Here is a 17,278-nt window from a genome sequence, read left to right as displayed (position 1 = left end):
TCCCATGCACCATGAGCATCCGACTCGCACCAGGACCGCTGCCCTCGCCGTGACCCTGGCGCTGGGCACCGGACTCGGGCCGGTCCTCGCCAGCCCCCAGGCGCAGGCTGCCCCGGGCCTCACCCCCACTCGGGCCAGCAGCCCCGCCAAGGCCGACGCCACCAGCACCCGCAGCCAGCAGGCCCTGCGCAAGGCCCGCAGCGCTGCCGTCAAGGCAGGCGTGGAGAAGAAGGTGCGTGCCTTCCTCGCCGAGCACGACGTGCCCCTGCCCGAGCGTCCCCTGCTGGCCGCAGACGGGGAGGCCTGCCAGCGCGAGACAGAGGTGACCCGCTATGTGGAGGGGCAGGCCGCCGGCATGACGTTGCTCGACCAGGTCTTCCTCACAGTGACCGCCGCCGACATGCTGCCGCTGCTGGAGGCCGTGCAGGCCCAGGACCCGAAGGCCAACAATGTCGACGTCACCGGCAAGGGCGACCAGCTGCGGACCTCCTTCGCAGAGCTGCAGCACTTCTGGGACATCGACGGCCCGTCGATCCAGCTCAAGGGCATGACGGGGCAGATGCTCGCCGATCCGGATCGGGTCCAGGCGGTCTACGAGGGTCTTGGCATTCCCACCGGCCTGGCATCGGTGCTCGGTCAGGCCGTTGCCACCTACACCCAGCTGAGCCCGGGCCTCGACCACGGACGCAACCCGCTGCTGACCTTCAATGCGGTGGCCATCCCTGGATCGTCGGAGGCAGGAACCGGTGACCGCATCGTGATGGGCGAGGGGATGCTGCGTGCCTATGACGCCCTGGGGCACGGGGAGATCGCGCCGCAGGTGGTGCTGGCCCACGAGTACGGCCACCAGGTGCAGTTCGCCACCGGGATGATCACCCCGGAGGACCAGCAGGCGCCCACGGCGCAGAAGACCCGTTACACCGAACTGCACGCCGATGCATCAGCCGCCTACTTCGTCGCCCATCCCCGCGGCGGGAAGGAGTCGAAGGCTGCGCTGTCCGAGGTGGACGACGTGCTGCTCGGCATCGGTGACTGTCAGGTGGACTCGGCCGGGCACCACGGCACTCCCGCCCAGCGCGGTCGGGCCGGCACCTGGGGGATGGCACAGGCAGCGGCCAAGCCGTCGAAGGTGATGCCCGCTGCCGACTTCCGGGCTGCCTATGACAAGACCCTGCCGACGCTGCTCGGGTCGGCGAAGAAGCCGCAGCTGGACCGTCGCTGAGCACTGCGGGGACGCTGCTGCTGCAGCAGTGGGCGCTGTGACGTGGCGCCTCGGGTGGGCCCGGGGCGCCACGTCACAGCGTCCTGTCAAGGCTCGGGCGCGCCTTCAGTCCATCTCCGCCAGGCGGGCGCGGATCGCGTCGAAGGCGGTGGCACCCATGTCCTCGCGACCACCCTCCAGCCAGGTGAGGGTGTTGGCGTCACTGGTCAGCACGATGCGGCCGTGGTCGGTGCCGTCGGCCGACTTCTGGGTGTACTGGGTCCAGCGCTGCTCGGACTTCGGGCTGTCGACGGGTGCACCCAGCGTGTAGTCGGAGACCGTGCAGCCGTCGAGGGCCGTGCGCAGGGACTCATACGCCTTCTGGGCGCTGGACTGGTCGGCGAAGCGCCAGGTGTAGGCGCCCCAGCCGCGGTCGCTGTTGGCCACGACCGCCTGGCTTGCGGGGGCGACCGCCGCGTTCAGCTTCGGAATGCAGTCGGTCTCGCCCTTGAAGACCTGGACCGGGACCTCGTCGGCGAACTGGTAGCCGGCCGCACCGACGGTCAGTGGCGGCTCGTAGAGACTCTTGGCCGAGGCCACCGGACCGGGAGCGGCGGCGGGCCCGAACCAGCGTTGGTAGCCGAACCAGCCGCCGGCGGCCAGCAGCGCCAGGGCCAGCGCGGCCGCGACCCAGGCCGGCCAGCGGCGCTGCGGGGGCAGGGAGCGGGTGGCGGGCTGAGGGGGAGCCAGGCCCGGCTCGGGCAGGTCGGGGTCCTCGACCGGCTCCACCTGCTGTCCCGTGCGTGACCAGTCGGTGCTGGTCCACGGCTGCCAGTACTGCGGCGGCGGGGGCGTGGGGTAGCCGTAGCCGTCGCGGTAGAACTGGAATCCCGGTGGGGCCGGCGGCCACGACGGGTCGGGTCGCCAGTCGGGCGTCGGCAGGTATCCCTCGGGCGGGTCGGGCCATCCGGGCGGGGTGTGGAAGGTGATCACCAGTGGGGCTCCTCGTCAGACGCCGCCACGATACCCGCCGCCACCGCGGCTGGCCGTTCTGGCCGGTGGTGGCGCAGGGATAGGCTGTGCCCCATGTGCGCTCATGTTCTCGCTGCCGTCGCGTGGCCCTATGCCAATGGTCCCCGTCACATCGGACACGTCTCCGGTTTCGGTGTCCCCTCCGACGTCTTCGCGCGGTACATGCGCATGAGCGGGCACGACGTGCTGATGGTCTCGGGCACCGACGAGCACGGCACCGCCATCCAGGTGAAGGCCGACAAGGAGGGCCTGACCGCGGAACAGACCGCCGACAAGTACCACCGCATCATCGCCACCGACCTGCAGGGCCTGGGCCTGAGCTACGACCTCTACACCCGCACCACCACCGACAACCACCGCCAGGTGGTACAGGAGATGTTCACCGTCCTGCACGACAACGGCTACGTGGTCAGCAAGACCGAGATGGGTGCCATCAGCCCGTCGACCGGCCGCACCCTGGCCGACCGCTACATCGAGGGCGAGTGCCCGCACTGTGGTTTCGGCGGCGCACGCGGCGACCAGTGCGACAACTGCGGCCGCCAGCTGGAGCCGACCGAGCTGATCAACCCGCACAGCAACATCGACGGCGAGGTGCCGAAGTTCGTCGAGACCGAGCACTTCTTCCTCGACCTGCCCGCCTTCGCCGAGGCGCTGGGCGACTGGCTGGAGACTCGCCAGGACTGGCGCCCCAATGTGCTGCGCTTCAGCTCCAACTTCGTGAAGGAACTGCAGCCGCGCGCCATCACCCGCGACCTCGACTGGGGCATCAGGATCCCGCTGGAGGGCTGGGAGGACAACGACCTCAAGCGCATCTACGTCTGGTTCGACGCCGTCATCGGCTACCTGAGCGCCTCCATCGAATGGGCCAGGCGCACCGGCGACCCCGAGGCGTGGAAGACCTTCTGGACCGGCGGGCAGGCCAAGGGCTACTACTTCATGGGCAAGGACAACATCGTCTTCCACTCCGTGATCTGGCCCTCCATCCTGCTGGGCGTCAACGGCGAGGGCGACAAGGGCGGCCGCACCTCGCAGTGGTTCGGCAAGCTCGACCTGCCCACCGAGGTGGTCAGCTCCGAATTCCTCACCATGGGCGGCTCCAAGGTGGCCAGCTCGCGCGGCGCGTCGATCTTCGTCGGCGACTTCCTGCGCGAGTTCGGCCCCGACGCCCTGCGCTACTTCATCGCCGTGGCCGGTCCCGAGAACCAGGACACCGACTTCACCTGGGACGAGTTCGTGCGCCGCACCAACTTCGAGCTGGCCAATGAGTGGGGCAACCTGGTCAACCGCTCCATCTCGATGGCGCACAAGAATGTCGGTGCGATCCCGACCGCCGCAGGGTTCACCGCCGAGGACCAGGCACTGCTGGACGCCGCCGCGAAGGGCTTCGAGACCGTCGGCGAGCTGCTGGGCCTGTGCAAGTTCAAGGCCGCCATCACCGAGGCGATGCGCATCGTCAGCTTCGCCAACAAGTACCTCTCGGACCAGGAGCCGTGGAAGCTCAAGAGCGACCCGGAGCGCCGCGACACCGTGCTGCACGTCGCGCTGCAGGCGGTCAGCGACTGCAACACGCTGCTGACCCCCTTCATGCCGCACGCGGCACAGAAGGTCCACGAGGCGATGGGCAACACCGGCGTGTGGGCGGCGCAGCCCGAACTGGTCGAGGTGACCGAGAAGAACGAGGACGGCCGCGAGAAGAGCTACCCGGTGCTTCAGGGCGACTACGCCAAGGAGGCCGCCACCTGGCAGCGCCGCGAGATCGTGCCCGGGACCCCGCTGTCCAAGCCCAGCCCGATCTTCGCCAAGCTCGACGAGAAGCTCGGCGAGACCGGACCCGAGTGGGCTCCGATCGTCAAGGCCTGACCGACTGCTCCTGCCAGCTGCGCTCCAGCGCGCGTCGACGCCACCACGGCAACACGACGCGTCCGCTGGGGCGCAGCTGCGTCACCAGCCAGGCGGAGAAGGCGCACCACAGCAGGACCGAGACCAGCGAGGCCTCCAGGCCGAAGGTTCCGCCCGAGAGCAGCTCCGGCCCCACCGGGTAGGAGACGACCAGGCCTTCGCCATTGGCCGTGGCCCCCGAGACCGCCGAGCCGAGCACCGGGCCCTGCACCACATTCCAGGCGGCGTGGACGCCGATCACCACCCACAGGCTGCGGGTCAGCGCGTAGAGCAGCGCGAACATCACGCCGGCCTCCAGGGCGATCGCCACCGCCCCCCACCAGGTACCGGCCGGATTGCCCAGGTGGACCAGACCGAAGAGCAGCCCCGACAGGCCCGCCGCCCCCCAGGTACCCAGGCCTCTCTCCACCAGCCTGAAGAGGATCCCTCGAAAGACCAGCTCCTCGGCCACCCCGGCGGTGAGGCCCATCATCAGGACCGGCTGCACCAGCGGCGCCCGCGGATTGGTGCCGGTGACCTCACGCAGCCCCAGCGCCCAGCACAGGCCGAAGACCAGCGCCATGCCGAAGGCTCCCAGGGTCAGGCCGTACAGCAGGCCACCGGCCCGATGAGGGTCCAGTTCGACGGGCGGGCGACGCCCCTCCAGCCCCATCGTGACCAGCAGGTAGGCGAGCACCACCGAGACCAGCTCCACCGCCATCAGCCACGGCCCACCCAGACCCAGCGAAGCCAGCGCCAGGCCAACCGTCACCGCACCTGCCGCCAGCAGCACCAGGAAGCAGACCAGCCGCGTCAACGGGTGGCGCCACCAGCCGGCCGGCAGTGGGGTGTCGGGGGTGTGGGGCAGGGGGGAGGCGATCAGCATGCCCCGGATTCTTGCACTCATGGCAGTTCGGTGCGGCCGCATAGAGTGGCGGGGTGCAGATGAAGATCCGGCAGGCCACGAGGGCGTGGGAACCGACCGAAGTGTTGCGGGGGAGCACCGCCGACGCCCGCGAACTGCTGGAGGAGCTGGATCGGGTGGTGGTGCTCACCGGCGCCGGGATCTCCACCGACTCCGGCGTGCCCGACTACCGCGGGCCACGGGCCCAACGCGCCACCCCGATGCTGTATGCCGAGTTCGTCGGTGACCTGGCCAACCGCCGCCGCTACTGGGCCCGCAACTACCAGGGCTGGGCCCACCTGGGCCATGCCGAGCCCAATGCCGGGCACCGGGCGCTGGCCCGCTGGGGGGCCGGTCAGGGGCCGTGCGAAATGGTCGGGCTGGTGACGCAGAATGTCGACGGGCTGCACGAGGCCGCCGGTCAGGACCCACTGGTCACCCTGCACGGACGCTCCGCCGAGGTGGTCTGCCTCGACTGCGGCGACGTGAGCTCCCGCGAGGCGCTGCAACCCCGCTTGGCCGAGCTGAACCCGCAGGTGGAGCCGCGTCAGGACATGGGCCATGCCGAGCTGCGCCCTGATGCCGACGCGGTGGTTGACGAGTGGGAGGACTTCGTCGTGCCGCCCTGCCTGGTCTGTGGGGGTGTGCTGAAGCCGCACGTGGTCTTCTTCGGCGAGCCGGTGCCCACGCAGCGCGTCGCACAGGCCTTCGCGTGGTGCGACCGCGCCGATGCCCTGCTGGTGGCCGGCAGCTCCCTGACCGTGATGAGCGGATTGCGCTTCGCCCGTCACATGGCAAAGGCCGGCAAGCCGGTGCTGGTGGTCAACCATGGCGCCACCCGCGCCGACGAGCTCGCCACGGTGCGGCTCGACGGCAACACCTCGACGGTGCTCAGCGCCCTGGTCGGCTGACGTGGTCCTCGCCCTGCAGCTGCTGGACGCCCTGCAGCTGCTGGACCAGGGCAATGGCCTGGCGCATCCCGATCGGCCGGAAGCCCAGCTCGACGGCCCGGCGGCGCTTGTCGGGCTCCTCGCGCCACAGTCGGCGGCCGCGTTCCAGCAGCACCCGCGGCGGCTTGCGCTTGCTGGCCAGGTCGCGGCGCAGCCGGCGCGAGAAGTTGGCATGGCGCGAGCGGTCGAGCCACAGCGCGGTCACCGCGATGTCGCGCTCCCGGCAGGCGGCCAGCAGGTCGGGGGCGAAGATGCCCTCGGCGATCAGGACCCGTCGGGTGCCCAGCTCGACGCGGTGGCTGCCCTGGGCGCGGCTCAACGAGATCGAGTAGTCGGGGGCGGTGCAGCCGCCGGTGCGCAGCACCTCGTCGAGGGCGTCGAGGGCGGCCTCGACGTTCCACGAGTCGACGTGGTCCCAGTCGACGAGCCCGTCGGGGCGTCGGGGCAGGCCCGGGGCGTCGTGGTCGAGGTAGAAGTCGTCGAGCCGCAGCTGGGCGGCACCGCTGGTCCTGACCAGGCGCGACTTGCCGCTGCCCGAAGGGCCGGCCAGCAGGATGACGGTACGCACGAGGGGTCAGTCTACCGACTCACCAGCCGCCGCCACCGCCACCGCCGAAGCCGCCGCCACCGGCGCTGAAGCCAGAACCACCACCCGAGCCCTTCATCGAGTCGGCCTCGGCGGCCTGCATCGAGGAGTTCATCGAGCTGGTCAGCGTCTCGCCGATGGAGTTCATGGCGCCGTAGAAGTAGCCGTGGGCGAAGGCCATGTCATTGCCGACGTACCAGGTGGGGTTCAGGTCATAGCGGCCCTCGGCGGCCAGCTGTTCGAAGAGCCTCGTCCACCGGTCGGCGACGCCGAGCATCACGGCCCAGGGCAGGTAGCGGCTGAAGATGTCCTCGCCCTCCTCGAAGCGCAACTGGTCGGCCTCGGCGGTGCGCAGGTAGAGCTCGAAACCCTTGGCCTGGGCCAGCACGGCCGAGCCTTCGGGGGTGCGGGCCGGGGCGAAGCTGGCGCAGCCCATGATCGCCAGGCCGACCAGGGCGAGGGCGATACCGGGCAGCGACATCCGGGCCAGCAGGCCACCCAGGGCGAGCACGATCCCGATGCCGGCCACCAGCACGCCCACCATGACCCAGGTGCTGCGGATCTTGTCAGGGTTCTGGCGGAACCAGCGCCGCTCGCCGGTGACCTGTTCGTAGAGTTTCTCCTGCGCGGTGGGCACCAGCTTGGCGTAGCGCTCCTTGCGCAGGTCCTTGGTGGTCACCGAGGAAGCCTTGTGGAAGAGGTCGGCCATCAGGCGCTCCTCCGGGAGGCTGAGGGGTGCGTCGTGGTCGAGGCGCACGAAGCGCCAGTGCTTGGTGCCCTGCTGCTCGATGCGGATGTGGCCGCGCACGGCCAGGTCGAGGATCATGGCGACGACGTCCTTCACGTCGGCCTTCTCGTCGATCAGGGTGCCGACCTCGCCCGGGCCGGTGCCGCTGGGCGGGGTGAACTGCACGGCCACCGGCGCCTTGCGACGGGCAGTGCGGACGGCGGGACTGTCGCCGCCAGTCGGGGTCAGGCCGGGGGTGATGCCCACATAGGCCTCGTCGCGCCCATGGCGCCGCACCTGGCGCAGCACCAGCGCTCCGCCGACCAGGGCCAGGGTGGCGGCGGCGATGCCATTGGCGCCGTCCCGGCTGGTGGGCGACAGCGATCCGAGCGGGTTCACGCGGGGTGCCAGGCGCGGCTCGGCGCCGGTGAAGGTGCCGGCGGGCAGGCCGGCGACGACGCGCAGCGGGGTCTCGGCCTCGAGCTGGTCCTGTTCGAAGGTGACGGTGCGCCCCTGCTGTCCGGTGGCGGTGCAGGGGTCCGACTCGTCGACGAAGCAGGCGATGCGCTCGGTGCCACCGGGCAGGTTCAGCGTGGTCCTGATCCCTGACAGCGGCACCTGCCATGCGCTGCCGACCACATTCCAGTTCACCTCGTCCAGGCCGCTGGTGGCATTGCGGGGGTCCACGATGCCGTGCAGCGTGTAGTCGACCACATAGGTCTGCAGCCCGCTCACCTCGCGGTCGGGGTCGCCGATGCGCAGCAGCATCGCCCCGTCCTCGGTCTCGGTCTCGAAGGGGGTGGGGGCGCCGGTGGGGCTGCTCACCTCGATCTTGCTGATGTCGATGGAGCGCCAGTGGTCGGGGTCGTCCTTGATGGCCTGGCGGGTGACGAAGGTGATGAAGGGTCCGTGGCCCGCCTCGCCGGCGAAGTCGAAGTCGATGGTGGTGCGCACCTTCGCCTCCCCATTGCCGGCGATGTGGGCGGTGGTCTCGTAGCGGGTGATGTGCCAGTCGGAGGGGACATCGTCGGAGGCCCGTGCGGGGGCGGCCGCGAACCCGACCATGCCCAGCACCAGGGCCAGGCAGGCCAGCAGGGACAACAGACGGCGGCGCAAGATCTCCATGCCCCCACTCTAGGAGGGGGACCCGCCGGGGCGGATCCCCCGTGCGACGGACTTGTGGTGCCGATCGTCGGGGTCAGACCCCCAGGGCGCGAGCCATCTCGTCACGGACCTGGGTGAGCATGCCGGCGGCCTGCTCCCGGGCCGACTTCAGGTCGGCGCCCGAGCTGGCGGCGTCGACGCGCACCTCCAGGTAGCACTTGAGCTTGGGCTCGGTTCCCGACGGGCGGGCCACGACGTGCACGCGTTCCCCGGCGAGCTCCACCGCATCGGTGCCGGGCAGTTCGTCGCTGCCCTGGGTGAGGTCGCGCACCTCGACCGGCGCGCCCAGCAGGGTCGCTGGCGGGTTGGAGCGAAGGCGCGCCATGGCGTCGCGGATCAGCTGCAGGTCGTCGACGCGCACCGAGAGCTGGCTGGTGGTGTGCACGCCGTGGGTACGGGCGATCTCGTCGAGGCGGTCGCCGATGGTGCGGCCCTCGGCCTTGAGCGCGGCGGCCAGGCGCAGGATGGCAAGGCAGGCGGTGATGCCGTCCTTGTCGGGGACGTGGGCGGAGTCGCAGCAGTAGCCGATGGCCTCCTCGTAGCCGAAGGCGAGGTCGGGCACTCGGCCGATCCACTTGAAACCGGTCAATGTGGTCACGTGCTCACGGCCGGCGGCCCGGGCCATGGTGCCCAGCAGCGTGGAGGAGACCACCGAGTTGGCGAAGCGGCCCGGCACCTGGCGACGGATCGCGTCGTCGCCCAGCAGGCTGCCCAGTTCGTCGCCGGTCAGCATCCGCCAGCCGACGCCGGGGAAGGGGGCGGCGATGGCGCACCGGTCCGCGTCGGGGTCATTGGCGACGACCAGGTCCACCTCGGTCTGCTCGGCCAGCTCCAGGGCCAGGTCAATGGCGCCGGGCTCCTCCGGGTTGGGGAAGGCGACGGTGGGGAAGGTGGGGTCGGGGTCGTGTTGCTGCCCGACGGGGATGGCGGCGGGGAAGCCGGCGGCCTCGACGGCCTGCTCGACGACCCGGGCTCCGACACCGTGCATGGCGGTGTAGACCCAGGCAATGTCGCGCGGGGCCTCGGCGGGGACCAGGGCGGCGGCGACGCGGCAGTAGTCGTCGACGAGTTCTTGGCCGACCATGCGGTACCTGGTGCTGCGGGGCAGCTGGTCGACGGGACCCGCGGCGGCCTCGGCGATCAGGGCGGCGATCTCGGCATCGGCGGGCGGGATGATCTGGGAACCGTCGCCCAGGTAGACCTTGTAGCCGTTGTCGGCGGGCGGGTTGTGGCTGGCGGTGACGACGATGCCGGCCACACAGCCCAGGTGCTTGATGCCGAAGGCCACCACCGGGGTGGGCACGTTCTGGTCGCACAGCAGCGGCTCGAAACCGGCACCGGCCAGCACCTCGGCGGTGTCGCGGGCGAAGACGTCGGAATTGGTGCGGGCGTCGTAGCCCACCAGCACTGTGCCCACCTGGCCCTGCTGGCGCAGCCAGGCGGCGAAGCCGGCGGCGGCCTGGCTGACCACCACGCGGTTCATCCGTCCGGGTCCGGGTCCCAGGGCGGCGCGCAGGCCGGCGGTGCCGAAGGTGAGGGGGCCGGCGAAGGCGTCGCTGATCTCGTCGGTGGCGGCCCGGTCCCCGGCGTCACTGGCGGCCAGCAGTGCAGTCAGGCGCTGTTGGGTCTCGGGGTCGATGTCCTGCGCGATCCAGGCGAGCACCTGGGCGCGGGTGGTCTGGTCGATCATGGTCACAGTCTTTCCAGCAGGGAGTTCAGCAGGGCCGCGAGCCGGGGTCCAGCCTGCTTGCCGGCCTCGATCACCTCGGAGTGGTCCAGCTGCTCACCGGTGATACCGGCGGCCGCATTGGTGACCAGCGAGATACCCAGCACCTCGAGTCCGGCCTCGCGGGCCGCGATCGTCTCCAGCGTGGTGGACATGCCCACCAGACTCCCGCCCAGCGTCGCGGCCATGCGCACCTCGGCGGGCGTCTCGTACTGGGGGCCGGCGAACTGCACGTAGACGCCCTCGTCGAGCGACGGCTCCACCTCGCGGGCCAGCGCGCGCAGCCTGGGCGAATAGGCGTCGGTCATGTCGATGAAGGTGGCGCCGCGCAGGGGAGTGGCTCCGGTCAGGTTGATGTGGTCGCCGATCAGCACCGGCGTGCCGGGGGCCCAGGCCGGGTCGAGGCCTCCACAGCCATTCGTCAGGACCAGGGTCGAGGCACCGAGCGCGGCGGCGGTGCGAACCCCGTGCACGACGGGCTCGACGCCACGGCCTTCGTAGAAGTGGGTGCGCCCGGTCATCACCATCGCCACCCGCCCGGTGCTGGTGCGGGCCAGGCGCAGCGAGCCGCCATGGCCGGCGACGACCGGCTTGCTGAAGCCTGGAACGCAATCCAGGGCTATGGTGACCACCTCGTCACCGAGGCTGTCCACCCCCTGGTTCCAGCCCGAACCCAGCACCAGGGCGATGTCGATGCCCTCCAGGCCGGCGGGTGCGAGCAAGTGCTCGCGCACATACTGGGCCGCCTGCTGCGCGGCTGAGGTCGGGTCGCTGAAGTCGAGGTTGCTCACCGACACACAATAGGGCAGCTGGGTGGCGGCACGTGACTTCGGCAACGGCGATAAGTCTGGAACAATGGCCGCGTGACCAGAGTCGTGATCATTGGCGGAGGCCCCGGAGGATACGAAGCTGCCCTGGTGGGAGCACAGCTCGGAGCGGAGGTGACTCTCGTCGAGCGCACAGGCCTCGGTGGAGCAGCGGTGCTCACCGACTGCGTGCCCTCGAAGACGCTCATCGCCACCTCCGAGGTGATGACCATGATCGAGCGTGCCGGCGAGTTGGGGCTCAAGATCTCCAGCTCGGGCGAGGATGACTCGATTGCCTCCTCGGTGGAGGTGGACCTGGCGCAGGTGAACAAGCGGGTGCTCGACCTGGCCCAGGCCCAGTCGGAGTCGATCTCCACCAAGCTGGAGCAGTCCGGTGTGACGGTGCTCAAGGGCAGCGCACGCCTGGACGGGCCGCAGGCGGTCATCGCCAGTCTCGACGGCACGGAGAAGCGCCTGGAGGCCGACATCATCCTGCTCGCCACGGGCACCACGCCGCGCGAGCTGGACACCGCGCCCTGTGACGGCGAGCGCATCCTGAACTGGAAGCAGGTCTACAACCTCACAGAGCTGCCCGAGCGGCTGATCGTGGTCGGCTCGGGCGTCACCGGTGCCGAGTTCGCCAATGCCTATGACGCGCTGGGCGTCGACGTGGTGCTGGTCAGCTCCCGCAACCAGGTACTGCCCGGCGAGGACCAGGACGCCGCGGCCGTGCTGCAGGACGTCTTCGAGCGTCGTGGCATGGAGATCTTGAGCGAGTGCCGTGCGGTGGCAGCCGCCCGCGAGGGCGACGAGGTCGTCGTCACGCTGGAGGACGGGCGCGAGGTGCGCGGATCCCACTGCCTGATGGCCGTCGGCTCCACCCCCAACACCGCGGACCTGGGCCTGGAGGAGGCCGGGATCGCCCTGAACGAGCGCGGCCAGATCGTGGTCGACAAGGTCTCGCGCACCTCGCAGCGCACCGTCTACGCTGCAGGCGACGTGACCGGCGTCTTCGCCCTGGCGTCGGTGGCCGCCATGCAGGGCCGCATCGCAATGTGGCACGCCTTGGGCGATGCCGTCTCGCCGCTGGACCTGAAGTCGGTGAGCTCCAATGTCTTCACCGCCCCCGAGATCGCCACCGTTGGCGTCACCCAGGCGCAGGTGGACGCCTCGGAGCAGAAGGTGGCCCAGATCATGCTTCCGCTGGCCGGCAATGCGCGGGCCAAGATGCAGAACGTCTCCGACGGTTTCGTGAAACTCTTCTGCCTGCCCATCACCGGCATCATCGTCGGTGGCGTGGTGGTGGCCCCGTCGGCCTCGGAGCTGATCCACTCCATCTCGCTGGCGGTCGCGGAGAAGATCACCGTCGACCAGTTCAGCCACGACTTCACCGTCTACCCGTCGATGTCGGGCTCGATTGCCGAGGCGGCACGCCAGCTGCACCTGCACTCGCATCCCGAGCAGGAGAAGGCCTCCAAGACGCAGGCCTGACGCGGGTGTGCAAGAGCCCCGGGCGCATGCAGATGCAGAGGCGGGTCCGGGGCGTTCGTATTGGAGGCTAGCAGGCGGGTGGCCAGTGGAACAAGAGCCGGTTCGCGCGATGTTGTCGGCCCTGCCGCGGGCACGGCTGTCGTCCTTCTTCGAGGAGGCACAGGGCGATCCCGACCTGACCCTTTCCCTCTACCAGTGGCACTCGGAGATGGCAGCGGCTGCCTTCGAGTTGGTCGGCCATCTGGACGTCCTTCTGCGGGAAGCGCTTGACCGTGTCCTGCGTGAACACACGAGGGAGGCCGAGCGTGGGATTCCCTGGTTCCTGTGCGACCCCTACCGGCATGTGGGGTCAGACGCTGTCGAGGTCGTGAGGGAGCGGCTGCGGCCTCAGGGCAGGGAGACGCGGGACCAGATCGTGGCCGGGCTGTCCTTCGGGTACTGGACTGGCTGGCTTTCGGTTCGCCATGAGGAACTTTGGCGCAGTGTCTTGCGCCATGCCTTCCCGAACGGGAATGGCACGCGCAAGCAGGCGGCCTTGTTGGCGGACCAGATCCGTCGCTTCCGAAACCGTCTGGCCCATCATGATTCGTTGTTGCGTGTCGACGTGCTCCTCGAAGTGGGCAAGGTACTCCAGCTGGCGGAGTTGATCGACCGCGGTGCTGTTGAATGGATCAAGACGGTCAACAGGACTCGCGAGGTCCATCAGCGGCGGCCTGTGCTGGCCAATGACACCGTGGTGATCCCTTCGGGGGATGCCTGGCCGTTCTACCAGAAAGCAGGCGCCTACATTTGCCAGACGGGTAGAACCTTCCGCCCAGTCGAGCATCTGGCCTTCTACGATTCCAAGCAGATCCATCCCGAGGTGCCGCAAATCCTCCAGCGGCTTGATCCAGTGATCTGGAATGAGGAGCGCGCTTCGCAGCTGTTGTCCAGCGCGGACCGAGATGAACGAAGGTTGGGAAAGGTGATGAATAAGGGCCTCGCGGCGGGATGGACCGCGGGCGTCTACCAAGTCTTCCTCTTGACCTCTCCGCAGGACCCTCGCACGCGACGGCTCGACCAGCCGGTTGTGCACGAGGCCACGGGAAAGGGTTCGGCGTACGTGAGGAGACAGCGTTACACGAGTCTGCATGAGCTCGTGGCGGCACTCACCACAGCAGACATGTTGGGAGCCAGCAAGGAATGACTCAGCGCCCCAGGAATCCCGCCACCCGGTCGATGTAGCCGGGCCGGTCGGCGAAGTAGGCGCCGCAGTGGTCGACACCCTCCACGATGCGTAGTTCGCAGCCGGGCCCGGCGGCCGCGGCGAGCCGGCGCGAGTGCTCGACGGGGATCACCGAGTCCTCGGTGCCGTGCAGGATGAGCAGGGGCCGGGGTGCGATCCGAGCGACGACGTCGAGGGGCTGCACGTCACCGAAGCGGTAGCCGTAGCGCCAGCCGGTGATGCGGTCCACCAGGCCCACCAGCGGTACCGGCGGAAGGTGCATCCCGCGGGCGGCGGCCTCGATCACGCCGTGCATGTCGGCGAAGGGGGAGTCGGCGACCACCTGGGCGACCCGCGGCTCGTCGGCGGCCACCAGGATCGAGGTGGCGGCGCCCATCGAGAAGCCGACCAGGTCGATCGGCAGGCCCGGCCGCAGCCCGCTGACCAGGTCGATGGCGGCCCGCAGGTCCTGCTGCTCGTAGTGGGCCAGCGACTGCGGTCCGTCGGCCGAATCGCCATTGCCGCGAAAGTCGTAGAGCAGGACGGCCCAGCCCTCGCGCCACAGTCCCGGGCCGATGCCGAGCATGTCGGACTTGGAGCCTCGGTGGCCGTGGCTCACCACGGCGACGCGGGTCGCCTCGGGCCGGTCGAACCACCAACCGGCCAGGCGGGTGCCGTCGGCGGCGGTGAAGGTGACGTCGGTGGCTTCGACCCCCACCTCGAAGGGACTCAGGGCGTAGTCGAGGCCGGGGCGCTGCGGGCCACTGATCTGGCGGGCGGCAGCGACAGCGCCCAGACCGATGCCGAGGGCGCCGGCGGTGAGGAGTCCAGGCAGGCGTGTCATGGGGTTGATCACTATCGGCGGATCAGTATCACTGGGTCAGTCGCCGAACATGTCGCCGAGACCGCCGAACATGTCGCCGATGCCGCCGCCGATCTCCTCGAAGCCGTCGCCGATGCCGCCGAACATGTCGCCGACGCCCGCGCCGAGCTCACCCAGGCCGTCGCCCATGCCGTCCATCATGTAGGGCAGGCCGCTCATGCCGTGGAAGATCATCGAGCCGATGGCGATGTCGCGGATCAGGTTGGAGCCCTGCCAACCGGTGTAGTAGCCCTGCGCCCACGGGGCGTAGGCAGGTCCGCCCTGCCAGTAGGGGACGCGCTGGGCGCCCACCTGGACGGTGCGGATGTAGGGGTCGGCACCGGCGAGGACACGCTCGGCGTCGGCGGCGCAGGCCGGGATGTCGCGCTCGGCACCGCCCGGCGGTGTCCAGCGGACGTTCTGCGTGGAGGGCCCGTGGGCAGGGTTGAAGAAGCACGGCGGACGCTTCTGGGGCAGCGGGTCCCCGGCGACGCGGGCATTGACGCACGCGATCGCGTAGCGGCCGTCTTCCAGGATCTCGGTGACATGCTTGATCTCGTCGGGTCTCGTCACGGCATTGAGCGACTTCTTCGCGTCCTCGTAGGCGTCCAGCGCGCGCTCGTAGTCCTGGCGCATCGCGTGGTCCAGCGGGTGCCCGGCCACCTGCGAGTCGAGTCGCTGCAGCTCCTCGCCGAACTTGGTGACGTCCTCGTCGGCGGCCCGGCGCGAGGTGGTCAGTGCGGCCTCGAGCTCCGCGGTCTGCTGGGCCTCGATCGCCCGCTTGCGGCGACTGGACTGGACCAGCCCCCACACGGTGAAGGCCACCATGAGGAGGATGAGGATCTCGAAACCGTTCATGGATCCAGTCTGGTGCATGACACGAGGCGGGCCCAAGTCCTGAACCCGCCTCGTGGCATCTTCATGGCCGTTTCACAGCCTGCTGTCACCAGCAGGGCGTCACTCGGCGTCCTCGATCTCGCACAGCACGGAGCCGGCGGTGACGGTGGCGCCCGCCTCGGCCGCGACGGCCTTGATGACGCCGGAGCGGTGCGCGGTGACGGGATTCTCCATCTTCATGGCCTCCAGCACCACCACCAGGTCACCCTCGGAGACCGTCTGGCCCTCCTCGACGGCCACCTTCACCACGGTGCCCTGCATCGGGGCGGTCACCGAATTGCCGCTGGCCTCGCTGGCCTTGGCGCCGCCGCGGTCACGCTTGGTGGGACGCTTCATGCGCTTGCCTCCACCTTTGGCAGCGACGGCCAGGTCGCCGGGGAGCTTGACCTCCATGCGGCGGCCGTTGACCTCGACCACGACGGTGGTCGGCTCGGCGACGTCCTCGCGCTCACCCAGGGCACCGGTGTACGGGGCCACCTTGAGGTCGGCCTCGGTCTCGATCCAGTTGGTGTAGACGCCGAAGCCCTCGCCGTCGCCCTTGAAGGCCGGGTCGTCGAGGACGGCCTGGTGGAAGGGGATGACGGTGGGCATGCCCTCGAGCACGATCTCCTTGAGCGCGCGGCGCGAGCGGGCCAGCGCATTGTCACGGTCGGTTCCGGTGACGATGAGCTTGCCGACCAGCGAGTCAAAGGAACCGGGCACGGTCATGCCGACGTGGTAGCCCTCGTCGACGCGCACGCCGGGGCCGGTGGGGGCGACCCACTTGACCAGGGTGCCGGGGGCAGGCATGAAGTTGCGGCCCGCGTCCTCGGCATTGATGCGGAACTCGATCGAGTGGCCGCGGATCTCGGGGTCGTCGAAGCCGAGCTCCTCGCCGTTGGCGATCCGGAACATCTGGTGCACCAGGTCGAGGCCGGTGACCTCCTCCGAGACGGGGTGCTCCACCTGCAGTCGGGTGTTCACCTCGAGGAAGCTGATCAGGCCGTCCTGGCCCACCAGGAACTCGCAGGTGCCGGCGCCGACATAGCCGGCCTCCTTGAGGATGGCCTTGGAGGAGGAGTACAGGCGCTCCACCTGCTCGTCGCTCAGGAAGGGGGCGGGGGCCTCCTCGACGAGCTTCTGGTGGCGGCGCTGCAGCGAACAGTCGCGGGTGGAGACCACCACGACATTGCCGTGCTGGTCGGCCAGGCACTGGGTCTCGACGTGGCGCGGCTTGTCGAGGTAGCGCTCGACGAAGCACTCGCCACGGCCGAAGGCGGTGACGGCCTCGCGGGTGGCGGAGTCGAACTGCTCGGCCACCTCCTCCATGGTGCGGGCAACCTTCAGGCCGCGGCCACCGCCACCGAAGGCGGCCTTGATGGCGATCGGGAGGCCGTGCTCCTCGGCGAAGGCGATCACCTCGTCGGCGTCCTTGACCGGGTCGGGGGTGCCGGGGACCAGCGGGGCACCCACCTTGAGGGCGATGTGGCGGGCCTGGACCTTGTCGCCGAGCGACTCGATGGCCTTCGGCGGCGGGCCGATCCAGATCAGCCCGGCGTCGATGACGGCCTGGGCGAAGTCGGCATTCTCGGCCAGGAAGCCGTAGCCCGGGTGGATCGCGTCAGCGCCACTGTTGGCAGCAATCGTGAGGATCTTGTTGATGTCGAGGTAGGTCTCGGCGGGCGTCGCACCGTTCAGGGCGAAGGCCTCGTCGGCGAGCGTGACGAAAAGGGCGTCCGCGTCGCTGTCCGCGTAGATGGCAACGCTGCCGATTCCGGCATCGGCTGCCGCGCGGATCACTCGGACGGCGATCTCGCCGCGGTTCGCCACGAGCACCTTGGTGATCTGGTTTCCCACTGTTCCTCCTTGAA

General features: G+C 69.8%; 14 protein-coding genes. 5 read left to right on the top strand and 9 right to left on the bottom strand.

Going from position 1 to position 17,278, the window contains the following annotated elements:
* Positions 1-4: 4 nt before the first annotated feature.
* Positions 5-1,222, top strand: coding sequence for a hypothetical protein (locus ACYVKA_RS01730; RefSeq protein WP_460702497.1), 1,218 nt, complete (start codon positions 5-7; stop codon positions 1,220-1,222).
* Positions 1,223-1,327: 105 nt separating this feature from the next.
* On the opposite strand, the gene ACYVKA_RS01725 is transcribed toward ACYVKA_RS01730, so the two are convergent.
* Positions 1,328-2,194, bottom strand: a complete 867-nt coding sequence (locus ACYVKA_RS01725; RefSeq protein WP_460702494.1) for a hypothetical protein — start codon at positions 2,192-2,194, stop codon at positions 1,328-1,330.
* A gap of 93 nt (positions 2,195-2,287) precedes the next feature.
* On the opposite strand from ACYVKA_RS01725, the gene metG reads away from it, so the two are divergent.
* On the top strand, positions 2,288-4,093 hold the full coding sequence (metG, locus tag ACYVKA_RS01720; protein WP_460702492.1) for a methionine--tRNA ligase: 1,806 nt from the start codon (positions 2,288-2,290) through the stop codon (positions 4,091-4,093).
* On the opposite strand, the gene ACYVKA_RS01715 is transcribed toward metG, so the two are convergent.
* Positions 4,083-4,997, bottom strand: a complete 915-nt coding sequence (locus ACYVKA_RS01715) for a lysostaphin resistance A-like protein (protein WP_460702490.1) — start codon at positions 4,995-4,997, stop codon at positions 4,083-4,085. The two genes, metG and ACYVKA_RS01715, sit on opposite strands and share 11 nt — an antisense overlap.
* Positions 4,998-5,056: 59 nt before the next feature.
* On the opposite strand from ACYVKA_RS01715, the gene ACYVKA_RS01710 reads away from it, so the two are divergent.
* On the top strand, positions 5,057-5,926 hold the full coding sequence (locus tag ACYVKA_RS01710) for a Sir2 family NAD-dependent protein deacetylase (protein ID WP_394275837.1): 870 nt from the start codon (positions 5,057-5,059) through the stop codon (positions 5,924-5,926).
* Here the strand turns inward: ACYVKA_RS01710 and ACYVKA_RS01705 are convergent.
* From ACYVKA_RS01705 to ACYVKA_RS01690, 4 genes are all read right to left on the bottom strand, one after another.
* A complete protein-coding gene (locus ACYVKA_RS01705) occupies positions 5,907-6,533 on the bottom strand; it encodes a uridine kinase (protein ID WP_394275833.1) in 627 nt (208 codons plus the stop codon). The two genes, ACYVKA_RS01710 and ACYVKA_RS01705, sit on opposite strands and share 20 nt — an antisense overlap.
* A 19-nt stretch (positions 6,534-6,552) precedes the next feature.
* Positions 6,553-8,403, bottom strand: a complete 1,851-nt coding sequence (locus tag ACYVKA_RS01700) for a DUF2207 domain-containing protein (protein WP_460702488.1) — start codon at positions 8,401-8,403, stop codon at positions 6,553-6,555.
* 73 nt (positions 8,404-8,476) lie between these two features.
* On the bottom strand, positions 8,477-10,132 hold the full coding sequence (locus ACYVKA_RS01695) for a phospho-sugar mutase (RefSeq protein WP_460702486.1): 1,656 nt from the start codon (positions 10,130-10,132) through the stop codon (positions 8,477-8,479).
* Positions 10,133-10,134: 2 nt separating this feature from the next.
* Positions 10,135-10,959, bottom strand: a complete 825-nt coding sequence (locus ACYVKA_RS01690; RefSeq protein ID WP_460702484.1) for a purine-nucleoside phosphorylase — start codon at positions 10,957-10,959, stop codon at positions 10,135-10,137.
* 72 nt (positions 10,960-11,031) lie between these two features.
* On the opposite strand from ACYVKA_RS01690, the gene ACYVKA_RS01685 reads away from it, so the two are divergent.
* Both ACYVKA_RS01685 and ACYVKA_RS01680 read left to right on the top strand, forming a co-directional pair.
* Complete coding sequence (locus tag ACYVKA_RS01685; RefSeq protein WP_460702482.1) at positions 11,032-12,465, top strand: NAD(P)H-quinone dehydrogenase; 1,434 nt, start codon at positions 11,032-11,034, stop codon at positions 12,463-12,465.
* Between the two features lie 85 nt (positions 12,466-12,550).
* Positions 12,551-13,651: a hypothetical protein gene (locus tag ACYVKA_RS01680; RefSeq protein WP_460702480.1), complete on the top strand. Its 1,101-nt coding sequence runs from the start codon at positions 12,551-12,553 to the stop codon at positions 13,649-13,651.
* Between the two features lies 1 nt (position 13,652).
* Here the strand turns inward: ACYVKA_RS01680 and ACYVKA_RS01675 are convergent, their stop codons facing one another.
* The 3 genes from ACYVKA_RS01675 to ACYVKA_RS01665 form a co-directional block, all read right to left on the bottom strand.
* Positions 13,653-14,513 carry an alpha/beta hydrolase gene (locus ACYVKA_RS01675; RefSeq protein WP_394275827.1) on the bottom strand — a complete coding sequence of 287 codons (861 nt, stop codon included), beginning with the start codon at positions 14,511-14,513 and terminating at the stop codon, positions 13,653-13,655.
* A gap of 36 nt (positions 14,514-14,549) precedes the next feature.
* Positions 14,550-15,389, bottom strand: coding sequence for a hypothetical protein (locus ACYVKA_RS01670; RefSeq protein ID WP_460702478.1), 840 nt, complete (start codon positions 15,387-15,389; stop codon positions 14,550-14,552).
* 99 nt (positions 15,390-15,488) lie between these two features.
* Complete coding sequence (locus tag ACYVKA_RS01665; RefSeq protein ID WP_460702476.1) at positions 15,489-17,264, bottom strand: acetyl/propionyl/methylcrotonyl-CoA carboxylase subunit alpha; 1,776 nt, start codon at positions 17,262-17,264, stop codon at positions 15,489-15,491.
* Between the last annotated feature and the right edge of the window lie 14 nt (positions 17,265-17,278).

The sequence above is a fragment of the Luteococcus sediminum genome (genome assembly GCF_054783495.1).
This window is presented reverse-complemented; position numbering and strand designations above follow the sequence as displayed.

Coding starts and splice junctions, on each gene's coding strand:
- ACYVKA_RS01715 (WP_460702490.1), bottom strand. CDS start 4,997: ATGCTGATCGCCTCCCCCCTGCCCCACACCCCCGACACCCCACTGCCG.
- ACYVKA_RS01675 (WP_394275827.1), bottom strand. CDS start 14,513: ATGACACGCCTGCCTGGACTCCTCACCGCCGGCGCCCTCGGCATCGGT.
- metG (WP_460702492.1), top strand. CDS start 2,288: ATGTGCGCTCATGTTCTCGCTGCCGTCGCGTGGCCCTATGCCAATGGT.
- ACYVKA_RS01670 (WP_460702478.1), bottom strand. CDS start 15,389: ATGAACGGTTTCGAGATCCTCATCCTCCTCATGGTGGCCTTCACCGTG.
- ACYVKA_RS01710 (WP_394275837.1), top strand. CDS start 5,057: ATGAAGATCCGGCAGGCCACGAGGGCGTGGGAACCGACCGAAGTGTTG.
- ACYVKA_RS01700 (WP_460702488.1), bottom strand. CDS start 8,403: ATGGAGATCTTGCGCCGCCGTCTGTTGTCCCTGCTGGCCTGCCTGGCC.
- ACYVKA_RS01730 (WP_460702497.1), top strand. CDS start 5: ATGCACCATGAGCATCCGACTCGCACCAGGACCGCTGCCCTCGCCGTG.
- ACYVKA_RS01695 (WP_460702486.1), bottom strand. CDS start 10,132: ATGATCGACCAGACCACCCGCGCCCAGGTGCTCGCCTGGATCGCGCAG.